Below are 9,691 nucleotides of genomic sequence, written 5' to 3'. Positions count from 1 at the left end.
CAATACTTCTTTGCCGGAGTGAGAAGTTCTGTGCATGCCAGGGTGTGCTGCAGGACTTCTATAAGTTGGAGAACAGGGCATTCATGTAATATGAAAACTCCAATCTGGTTGTAAACTGCTCATATGGTCAAACCTAACGAGTGTCTGCACCACTCTTTCCGGACAGGAGAGAGATCCTTCGGCGATTAGTTGAGAATCATCCTTCAGAGATTCTTGAAGACAGAACATGCCATTCCGCCTGCCTCCACCAGATATCCAACGGTAGGCAGAAGGAAAACAACCACACAAATCCCGCAAATCAACTGGTTACCTCAATATCCCTCGAGGTAAACCGGTATTCATCGATCTAATCCAGTACATGAGGGGTGAGAGGGGCCGGATGACAACATCTTTATCCAGCGGTCATTGACCGGAGCTTGTCTCATCACAACCGGCTCCTCTCACTTTGCGGGATTTGAAATGATCTATTCTGTATTAGAAAAAGTTATTGAACGGTGATATATCCAGATTTTTTCAGTAATCCACTCTTATTTCCACTGGTGATCATCAGTGTCACTGCAAATTTGCCCTTATTCTGATACACATGCCGTGGATTCTTTAGTATTGAATAACTCCCATCACCAAAATTCCAATACCACCCGGTCTCTCCTGCCGATGATGCATCCATAAACTGAACTGGAAGTGGCGAGTTTCCAGATCGTGGAGCTGCGGTGAATGAAACGGCCAGATCATCGGTATCATCGGGGTCTGTATTCCCACCACCAGAAGCTGCCTCTACTGCATTTGCAGCATTGAGCCTTCCATTGCTCACAACTTTACCTTTCAGCGAACTGGTTGTATCTGCACTATCCAGGATTTTTGCCTTTATTTCATTACTGGAGAGTGAAGAGTTGACAGCAGATATAAGGGCTGCAACTCCGGAGACATAGGGTGTAGCCATCGATGTCCCTGAAAGATAGGCATACTGGCCATCTTTGTAAGTGCTTCTTATCTTAACACCGGGGGCAGCAATATCCACTGACTTGGCACCATAATTGGAGAAAGTAGCAAGATTGTCATTATAATCTGTTGCTGCGACCGCGATGATATTTGAACTATTATAGGATGCAGGGTATAGGGGAGTTGTATCGATATCTTCACCGTCATTTCCTGCTGCACAAACAACTACCGCTGAAGAAGCATCTATTGCATCTTTAAGGGATCGCGATACACCGGATCCTCCCCAGGAATTTGAAATTACTTTAGCCCCCATCTTATTAGCATACAGGATTGCAGATATTGCATCAGATGTGTAGCCGCTTCCTGCAGAGTTTAGGAACTTGAGAGGCATGATCTTTGCCTTCCAGTTCACTCCGGTCACACCGGCGTTGTTGTTTCCCACCGCTGCAATGATACCGGCACAATGAGTTCCGTGTCCGTTATCGTCCATGGGATCATTGGTGCTGCTATAAAAGTTCCAGCCACGTACATCATCGATGTACCCATTACCATCATCATCAATTCCATTCCCAGCAATTTCTCCGGAGTTGGTCCAGATATTAGCCGCAAGGTCTTCATGAGTATAGTCGACCCCGGTATCCACAACGGCTATGACAACTGATGATCCGGTTGTAGTGTTCCAGGCAACAGGAGCATCAATGTCTGCTCCCACTGTTCCATAAAATGGGGACTGGCCGGTGTTGTGAAGCCCCCACTGGAGTGAATATCCGGGATCATCAGGGGTCACTGATGATGAACTAGAACTGCTCGGAGAACTGCTTACCGAATCAGCAGTCTCATTTGGCGATAATGAGATGAGATGATCAGCTTCTGCATAGAGCACTTCGGGCTGCTTTGCATACTCTGATATGGCGTCTTCAGCACTCTGGTTGTCAGGGGGTCTGATTATCTGCATACCTGATACACCCATTGGAGAAAAGTCTGCCATGACCGTACCTCCGACCTTTTTGTTCGTATTGTCCATGAACGAGTTCAGAGTATTGTCAGGTCCCCTGGCATCTGGTTTGTACCTGACAATGATCCGATCCTCAGCATGCTGAGGTAAGACCTGCAGGCTCTTTCCAGTGTCTGAACCCTGCTCTCGATAATTGATATTGTCTGCAGAACCAGATACAGTAGCACAAATAACGAGCAGTATGACAATTCCACAATAAATATTGAAATAAAACAGACGATTCATGATGATCCAACCTGAAACCCCGGCATTTTACATCTGCCGCGATTATGAAAGTCCCAGTACCCCTGTCGAAAACCACTGATAATCGAGTATTAATAAAGTGTGGAACTGACTGGTTGGGCAATCTAACAATTTTTTTGGCTGCACATATCAATGAGGCATGATACCTTCATTATCACCTGTCGAGTGGAAGCACCACTTCAGTCAATAATTTATCCGGCCCGACAGATTCATTCATCCCCTATTCACATAGTAAAGCATGCGGAAAATTGCCCTCCACGAAAAGGGGGGGATCATCCAGGAGATGGACGCTGAACTGTTTACCGTCCGTATCCGGATCCCTGCCGGAATAATCTCAAACAAGCAGATGTCCGGAATATGTAAGATTGCAGATAAGTTCAAAGCAGGTATCCACTTAACCACACGACAGACTGCAGAACTCATCCATGTAAAATATGAGGATCTAGAGAAGATCGTCGCAGCACTTGAGAAGAACGGAACACCCCTTGGTGCTGAGAAGTCAGAGATTGTAAATGTCACAGCATGTCCGGGGATTGATCGGTGCAAGTATGCACAGATGGACTCTATCTCCCTCGCGCTAGCCCTTGACCAAAAACATTTTGGCAGGGATATGCCCGTCAAGGCACGTATTGCGATATCAGCCTGCCCAAACTCCTGCATGAGTGAAAAACTAAACGAGATCGGAATAACCGGAGTGGTCAGACCATACCGGATTCCAGGTACATGCACGGGTTGTGGAACCTGCACCCATTATTGCAGAGAGAATGCTATCGTCATCAGGAACGGGGTGATAAACCTGGATGAGAACCGATGCGTTCACTGTGGGATGTGTATTGCCTGCTGCCCGTTCCATATCATAAAGTCTGATCCTCCTGCATACCATATCACGGTCGGAGGAAAACGGGGTCGTCATCCCAAGATAGGCAAACATTTTGTCACTGTGAAGAGCCCGGAGACAGTGGACCTTTGTATTGAGAAGATCATATACTGGATTTACCGAAGAGCCTGGGGTGACTCACTGCTCCCGGATCAACTCGATGATATCGGGTTTGACAAATTCAGGGAAGATGTGGTTGCCTCTCTTCCTGAAGAAGAGATTGTAACAGGGTATTAACGACCCAATAATTACCGTATTTTACCGGTTCAGGCAACAAGATCTGCAGAGGGAGATTCTTCCTCTTCAGACTGATCGACTTTTCCAACAGTTGCCATATAGAGCACAAATCGATCAATCCCATCAAGATTGAGCATATCATTGAGATTCTGATCTTTGAATGCACCGATTGCGCAGCAGCCGCATCCAACTGGCTGAACTGTCAGATAGAGATTCTGACAGATATGTCCTGCGTCAAGGAAGATATTACGGTACCCCCGCTCTCCGTACTTCCAGGTCATTCGGTATGCATCAGCAGCCCAGATAAAGACTACTGCTGCCTGTTTCACACAGGGCTGGTCAAAGCAGACAGTGCTCATATCATCACCGATATCTGGATATGCCGGGAGTGTCTCAAGAGCATGTTCCATTGCGATATACCGGTACAGCCCGGGTTTAATTCCTTCAACCCTGTTTATTGCAAGGTAGGTGTCAATGGCATGACAACACCCTGCAGACGGCACGGTTCTGAATGCCCCACCAGGAAATGCCCATTTTACTCCTGCAGTACACCAGAGAAGATACGAGAGTTCGGTTAGTGTCAGCACTTCATCGGTGTATTCTCGCTGACTCTCCCGAAGTTCAATCGCTTCTGAGAGATCAAGTTCACCAATTACCTCACGTTCAGGATCAGGCAGGGGAATGAGATCGCCTACAGGTTCTTCCTCAAGTTCTGGCTGGTCAAGCCCTTTCATCTCATCAGTTGTTATCTGTTCATCCCCGTACCGGGTCGCCTCGATAAATTCAATCCCCTTCATGATCTGATCCTCTGTATATGACCTGTTGTCTGCTCACTATATTCATTCCCTGGTTCTGATACCAAGGGTTCAACTGTGCCCGATATGCCCGGCTCCGGCAGCCCTATTGCTTTCCTCCAGATTTCTGAAGAGAGGAAATCTATGAGTGGCGAGATCTCTGCGAGGACTGGAGGTGTATCTCTGAAGAGCAGCATAATCGACTCGCCCTCCCTGAATCCTACCGCCACAGATCGTACCTGATCCCTGCACCCGGATTGAAGAAGCCTTGAGATATCGCTATCCTTACCTGTAGCAGACCCTGAAATAAAGATTCCATGACACATTCCTTTGCACAGAGCTGCAGCAGCACCAATTGCAGAGAGAGGACGTATGATGAGATGAGATTTATGGGAGATAAACGTAGCCTGCAGAAGATCGGTTAAAGTATCTGAAATTCCTGCAATGAGAATACCCTGCTCATCCCGGTGCTGTCTGGTCAGCCGCACTGTAACAGGTGCACCTTCCCGGTATCCTTCTTTTACTGCTGGAATGTGAAGAACTGCATTGGAACGAACGGCCTGCATCTGACCTGCTGCACCCCTCGGCCGAGGGAACACATAGTCCTCTCCAAGTATTCTCACAACTGATACCGGGATGAACTCATCAATTCCACCGTCGCTGGGTATAGGTTCAGCAGTAATTGCCGAAGACTCATGAATCTGTTGCAGGTTAAACTCCCAGCTGCGAAGAAGAGGAATTACTATCTCACGCCATGCAGTAAGTGAAGCCATCGGTTGGCCGGGAAGACCAATAACCGGAGTGTTTTCAACATTCCCACAAAGGATTGTCTTACCTGGCCGCATCGCAACTCCGTGAAAGAGTATACTTCCAAGTTCTTCAATGACCTCACGGGTATGATCACGACTTCCTCCTGACGAACCTGCTGAGATGAGAACCAGATCACAGGACTGCACAGCAGAGCTGATCACATTCCTGATTAAATCTGGATCATCGGGAGTGATCGGGTATCGTACCGGTGTTATTCCGGCCTGGATAAGAGAGGCTGCAATCACAGCAGTGTTACTCTCCCTGACCTGACCCGGCTTTGGCTCCTGGTCTCCCTGAACTAGTTCATCACCAGTGGGGATGAGTCCTATAACAAGGGATCTGACCTCAACTTCCCTGATCCCGTAGGTGATAAGTGCTCCAAGATCAGAAGGCACAACCCGATGGCCTGGATGGAGGATAAGACGCCCGGATTTTACCTCCTCGCCAGGTTCTCTAATATTCTGGCCCATCCTTGCCGGACGCCGTATCTCATACCTGCCATCTCCAGCAAAACCGATCTCTTCTGATGCAATGACAGCATCATACCCGGTCGGGACTACCTGGCCGGTACTAATACTGACGGCATTCGTGAGCACGACCGGATTTTGATCCCGGGCCTCAAGTGTCTCCTGACTCCTGACAGCAATCCCATCCATTGACGCGAGTCTTGCAGCGGGGATTGTGGCGTTGGCATACACCGGTGAGGCGAGAACCCGACCATTTGCCTCTTCTGCGGTAATAAATTCCCGGCGATCAGGCTGAGGGAAGGTGGTTGTCAGAATGGTAATTGCTTCAGGCAGGGGTATCTTACTCAGATACCTCTTCACCAGAGCATCACCTCAACCTCGTCACCAGCCTCGTATCCTTCATCTCCTGCAGGAATCCGGATAATCCCATCACTCCAGGCCAGCGTATTCATAAGACCTGACTTGCCCAGCACCGGGGTTGCATAATCTCCTTCTATCCTGACACGAAGATAATGTTCTCGCCCCTGTTCTGACTGAACACTTGTTGCCATCCGTATCTTTTGTTTATACGTCTTCTGACAGGGCGAACCCTTGAGTGCCTGAAGAAGGTGAATTACCACCAGGGAGAGGACCATGAATGTAGAGGCAGGATGTCCGGGAAGTCCGATGACTGGAATATCCTGAATCTTTCCGATGATAGTCGGCTTTCCGGGTGCAATCGAGATACCATGCACAAAGACTTCGCCGAGTTCTCCAATGGTTTTAGCAGTGATATCATTACGATCCTTGGAGCTTCCTCCACTTACAATAACGGCGTCACATTCCCGTACAGCCCGGGAGATGGTCTCACGAAGCTCGTCAGGACTATCCCTGATGATTCCATAACGGACCGGGATCGCTCCCTGCCTGCGTGAAAAGACCGTGATGAGGTAGGAATTCACTTCCCGGACCTCACCGGGCCGGGGTATTGCTTCAGCAGGGACAAGTTCCACACCAGTTGAGATGATCCCGATGACCGGTTTTTTTCGTACGGTAATCTGAGTCTTCCCTATCGACGCCAGTACCCCGATATCCTGTGGGCGAAGAATCCAGCCGACAGGATATATAAGATCAGACGCCTTGAAGTCCTCATCACGTCTGATGATATTTTCACCTACGATTGTAGGCTTTTTTATAAGGATGGTATTTCCAATACGCTCGGTATACTCAACCATCACAACTGCATCGGCACCTGCCGGGATCTGACCCCCGGTTGGAATATACATACAGGTTCCAGGAGTGACAGTCTGATCGGAAGGTGTTCCCATCCTGACAGCTCCAAGGCAGGAGAGATTTATTGGTGAAGATTCAGAGGCAGAATGAATGTCACCGGTGACGACTGCATATCCGTCACGCCAGGATCTCTCAAACCCGGGTATATCAGTAAGAGCGACAACTGGTTCGCTCAGTGTTCTTCCATCTCCATCATCGATCGGTATTGTTTCAGTCCCGGTCTGGTGCGATATACTCCTGACGATCCGCACCGCTTCCTCTATAGGTACTACATCAAAATAATACTCTGATGAAGCATTTGGACCTGAATTTTCTGAATTAGACATATATTATCCGGCGCTGTGCTCTTCTGGCAGTATTAGCCTTTAAACCAGTCCAGGAACTACATGAAGGGAAAGAAATCCGGTTCAAATGACTATACCCGAGTTCAGAGTACATATGTATTTTTTTACCTGCGGGGATATAACCAGTTCCAATCCCTACCAGATCATCACTTCGACCCGGTCGCCGACATTAAACCCTTTGCTTCCAGCCGGGATCTTCACAATACCATCGCTTTGAGAGAGCATATGAATAAGCCCGGCCTTTCCAAAGACCGGTGTTGCTTTATCATCTGTGATGGTAACCCTGATATATCGGTCACTATCTTTACTGGCGTGCAGAGTATCAGTAAGCATGGCATACTTTCGATATACCTGTTGGTTTGGAGAACCCTTCATCGCCTGAAGGAGATGAATCACGACAAGGGTCAACACCATAAAGGTGGCAGACGGGTGTCCCGGGAGCCCTATCACAAGGACCGAATCTATCTGCCCAATAGTGGTCCGTTTTTCAGGTGCAAAAGAGATTCCCTCGGTATACACTTTCCCGAGTTTGTGAATAACTTGAGCCGTTATATCATGCTCATCCCGCGAACTTCCCCCGCTCACGATGATGGCATCGCATTCCTGTGAAGCCTGTTCTATCAGTCTCGTGAGATCTTCTGCATCATCCCTGATGATACCATACCTGACCGGAATTGCACCCTGCCGTTTGCAGAAGGCAGTTACCAGGTATGAATTAACCTCCCTGACTTCTCCGGACTTCGGAATGGATTCAGAAGGGACCAGTTCTCTGCCTGTAGAGATGATCCCGATAATCGGTTTTTTCCTGACTTTTACGCGGATTCTACCGATAGACACCAGGACTGCAATATCCTGAGGCCGAAGGATCCATCCTGCCGGGTATACTGGCTCACCCTTTCTGAAATCTTCATCCTTCCTGATGATATTAACACCAGAGGGAACCGGGTGTTGAATTGTTATTACATCTCCCTGTACAATGCAATCTTCTTCAAGAATTACAGAATCTGCGCCGGCAGGTAACTTCCCACCAGTCTGAATTAAGAATGCCTGGCCGGGTGCGAGATTGTGATTTGTTGAGAGACCTTTCTTTATTGAACCAGTGATTGTAAGATTTACGGGGCTGGCCTGTGCGGCTATTGTATCAGAAGAGATAACTGCAAAACCATTCATTGTAGCCCGATCAAATCCAGGTATATCATCGGAGGCAAAGATGGACTCACTCAATGTCCTACCATCCGCTTCATCCACCGGAATCGTCTCGGTTCCGGTCTTATGGGCTATCGAACGAACGATACGGACGGCCTCTTCTAACGGTACCGTTTCTGGATCAGAAGAGGTAATTTCTGCCTGAATGGGTTCAGTTTTAACTAACACAAACTGATCAGCCCAACGGGTCTCCGTCTGATACATCGTCCATGGAATCGGCATGGCCTGAGAAGATTGTTGATTTCATGGGTACATATATGCTCAATCGGGGGAGTCCGTTAGCGAAATATATTTATTATTACCAGGGAAGTTAAACAGTATTAACATTCACCAGAAATGAAATCTCAAAACAGCCCTTGGCTGCCTTCATGAATTAATCATGAATCATATCTGGCGGTTTTTTGGCCGCTCAACCTTTACGAATGCAGACTTTGGTTCCTTGCATGGAGGGCACCGCCACGTGTCAGGTAACTTTGAGAACGGTGTTCCTGGCGGGATATTCTGTGTAGGATCACCTAACTCCGGATAATAATAATACCGGCACGGGTTACACCGGTACACATCCATATCCGGATTTGAAGTTGAGGCTACTTTCTTCACCATGTATTCATAAGACTATGGTTTTCTGGTTCATATGCTTTTTTGGACTTAATTTTGCAATAACTCAAATTATCTTACTGGTTTGACAAAGTAATCACATATGATCTCAGCATGGTATTTGTAGATTTTTCACCCATGTATACAGGACAATGCCACATATAGTGACTGAAGAAGAAAAAACCATTTCTGATTCTCATTCATACAAGACACGTGAAAAAGTTATATTTAAAAGTTTGGTCATTGACATCATCTTCTGGCTTCCGGATATATTACTCGCAATCCTTTCGGGATCAGTAACCCTGTATGCAGATGTCATAAAAAGTGGCAATGAGATCCTCTCAACCTTTTTTGCCTGGATTGCCATGAGAAAGATAACAAAGGGTGGAGGGGATGTCTACGATTATGGGATGGGCAAGTTTGAGACACTGACTGGTATCATCACCGGGGGAGTGATGTTCCTCTCACTGGTTCTGGTCTTCGCTATCACAAGTTTCAAACTCCTAAATCCTTCCCTGCTTCATGAAGAAGGGACATTTTTAGCAATCTGTATGATGTTCATCGGTGTCTGTGTAAACACCTGGCTTTGGAGAGAGAAATCCCATATCGCAAAGAAAGAGTACTCACCGGTGATGGAATCACAGGTCAGGCTCTTTAAAACCAAGGCACTTACTGACCTTACAGTCCTCATTGCGCTATTACTTGTGATGCTGCTCGCAGATTATGAATGGGCAATATACATTGATCCGGTGGCTTCATTTATTGTCATTGGATCATTCCTGTTTTCGGGGTACCGCACCATATCATCCTCTCTTCCTGATCTGCTCGACAAAACAATTGATGAAGAGTTACAATTGGAGGTAGTCCGTGCTCTGGCTGAGTATTTCGAC

Annotated in this window: 8 protein-coding genes; 2 read left to right on the top strand and 6 right to left on the bottom strand. The window is 47.3% G+C overall.

Translation table 11 applies throughout. From position 1 onward, the window contains the following. Positions 1-484 precede the first annotated feature (484 nt). On the bottom strand, positions 485-2,179 hold the full coding sequence (locus VN429_RS12265) for a S8 family serine peptidase (RefSeq protein ID WP_325633744.1): 1,695 nt from the start codon (positions 2,177-2,179) through the stop codon (positions 485-487). 256 nt (positions 2,180-2,435) lie between these two features. Here VN429_RS12265 and VN429_RS12260 point away from each other — a divergent pair, with 256 nt between their 5' ends. Further along, on the top strand, positions 2,436-3,311 hold the full coding sequence (locus tag VN429_RS12260) for a 4Fe-4S dicluster domain-containing protein (protein WP_325633742.1): 876 nt from the start codon (positions 2,436-2,438) through the stop codon (positions 3,309-3,311). A 29-nt stretch (positions 3,312-3,340) separates the two neighbouring features. Here VN429_RS12260 and VN429_RS12255 read toward each other — a convergent pair whose 3' ends face one another. The 5 genes from VN429_RS12255 to VN429_RS12235 all read right to left on the bottom strand — a co-directional run bounded on the left by VN429_RS12255 (position 3,341) and on the right by VN429_RS12235 (position 8,807). Beyond that, positions 3,341-4,108, bottom strand: a complete 768-nt coding sequence (locus VN429_RS12255) for a SagB/ThcOx family dehydrogenase (RefSeq protein WP_325633740.1) — start codon at positions 4,106-4,108, stop codon at positions 3,341-3,343. Beyond that, positions 4,105-5,742 carry a molybdenum cofactor synthesis domain-containing protein gene (locus tag VN429_RS12250; protein ID WP_325633738.1) on the bottom strand — a complete coding sequence of 546 codons (1,638 nt, stop codon included), beginning with the start codon at positions 5,740-5,742 and terminating at the stop codon, positions 4,105-4,107. The genes VN429_RS12255 and VN429_RS12250 overlap by 4 nt, the downstream gene beginning before the upstream one ends. After that, positions 5,739-6,980: a molybdopterin molybdotransferase MoeA gene (locus VN429_RS12245; protein WP_325633736.1), complete on the bottom strand. Its 1,242-nt coding sequence runs from the start codon at positions 6,978-6,980 to the stop codon at positions 5,739-5,741. Before VN429_RS12245 ends, VN429_RS12250 begins: the two co-directional genes overlap by 4 nt. Positions 6,981-7,133: 153 nt before the next feature. Continuing rightward, on the bottom strand, positions 7,134-8,408 hold the full coding sequence (locus VN429_RS12240; protein WP_325633734.1) for a molybdopterin molybdotransferase MoeA: 1,275 nt from the start codon (positions 8,406-8,408) through the stop codon (positions 7,134-7,136). 180 nt (positions 8,409-8,588) lie between these two features. Continuing rightward, positions 8,589-8,807, bottom strand: coding sequence for a rubredoxin (locus tag VN429_RS12235; RefSeq protein ID WP_325633732.1), 219 nt, complete (start codon positions 8,805-8,807; stop codon positions 8,589-8,591). A 146-nt stretch (positions 8,808-8,953) separates the two neighbouring features. On the opposite strand from VN429_RS12235, the gene VN429_RS12230 reads away from it, so the two are divergent. After that, positions 8,954-9,691, top strand: a 738-nt coding sequence (locus VN429_RS12230) for a cation diffusion facilitator family transporter (RefSeq protein ID WP_325633731.1), incomplete at its 3' end; no start/stop codon positions are given.

The organism is Methanospirillum sp., assembly GCF_035560735.1.
Lineage (GTDB): Archaea > Halobacteriota > Methanomicrobia > Methanomicrobiales > Methanospirillaceae > Methanospirillum.
Note: the sequence above shows the minus strand (reverse complement) of the source record. Positions and strands in the feature narration are given on the sequence as shown.

Excerpts from the sequence above, each read along its gene's own strand:
- VN429_RS12265 (WP_325633744.1), bottom strand. The coding sequence starts at position 2,179 with ATGAATCGTCTGTTTTATTTCAATATTTATTGTGGAATTGTCATACTG.
- VN429_RS12260 (WP_325633742.1), top strand. The coding sequence starts at position 2,436 with ATGCGGAAAATTGCCCTCCACGAAAAGGGGGGGATCATCCAGGAGATG.
- VN429_RS12245 (WP_325633736.1), bottom strand. The coding sequence starts at position 6,980 with ATGTCTAATTCAGAAAATTCAGGTCCAAATGCTTCATCAGAGTATTAT.
- VN429_RS12240 (WP_325633734.1), bottom strand. The coding sequence starts at position 8,408 with ATGTATCAGACGGAGACCCGTTGGGCTGATCAGTTTGTGTTAGTTAAA.
- VN429_RS12235 (WP_325633732.1), bottom strand. The coding sequence starts at position 8,807 with ATGGTGAAGAAAGTAGCCTCAACTTCAAATCCGGATATGGATGTGTAC.
- VN429_RS12255 (WP_325633740.1), bottom strand. The coding sequence starts at position 4,108 with ATGAAGGGGATTGAATTTATCGAGGCGACCCGGTACGGGGATGAACAG.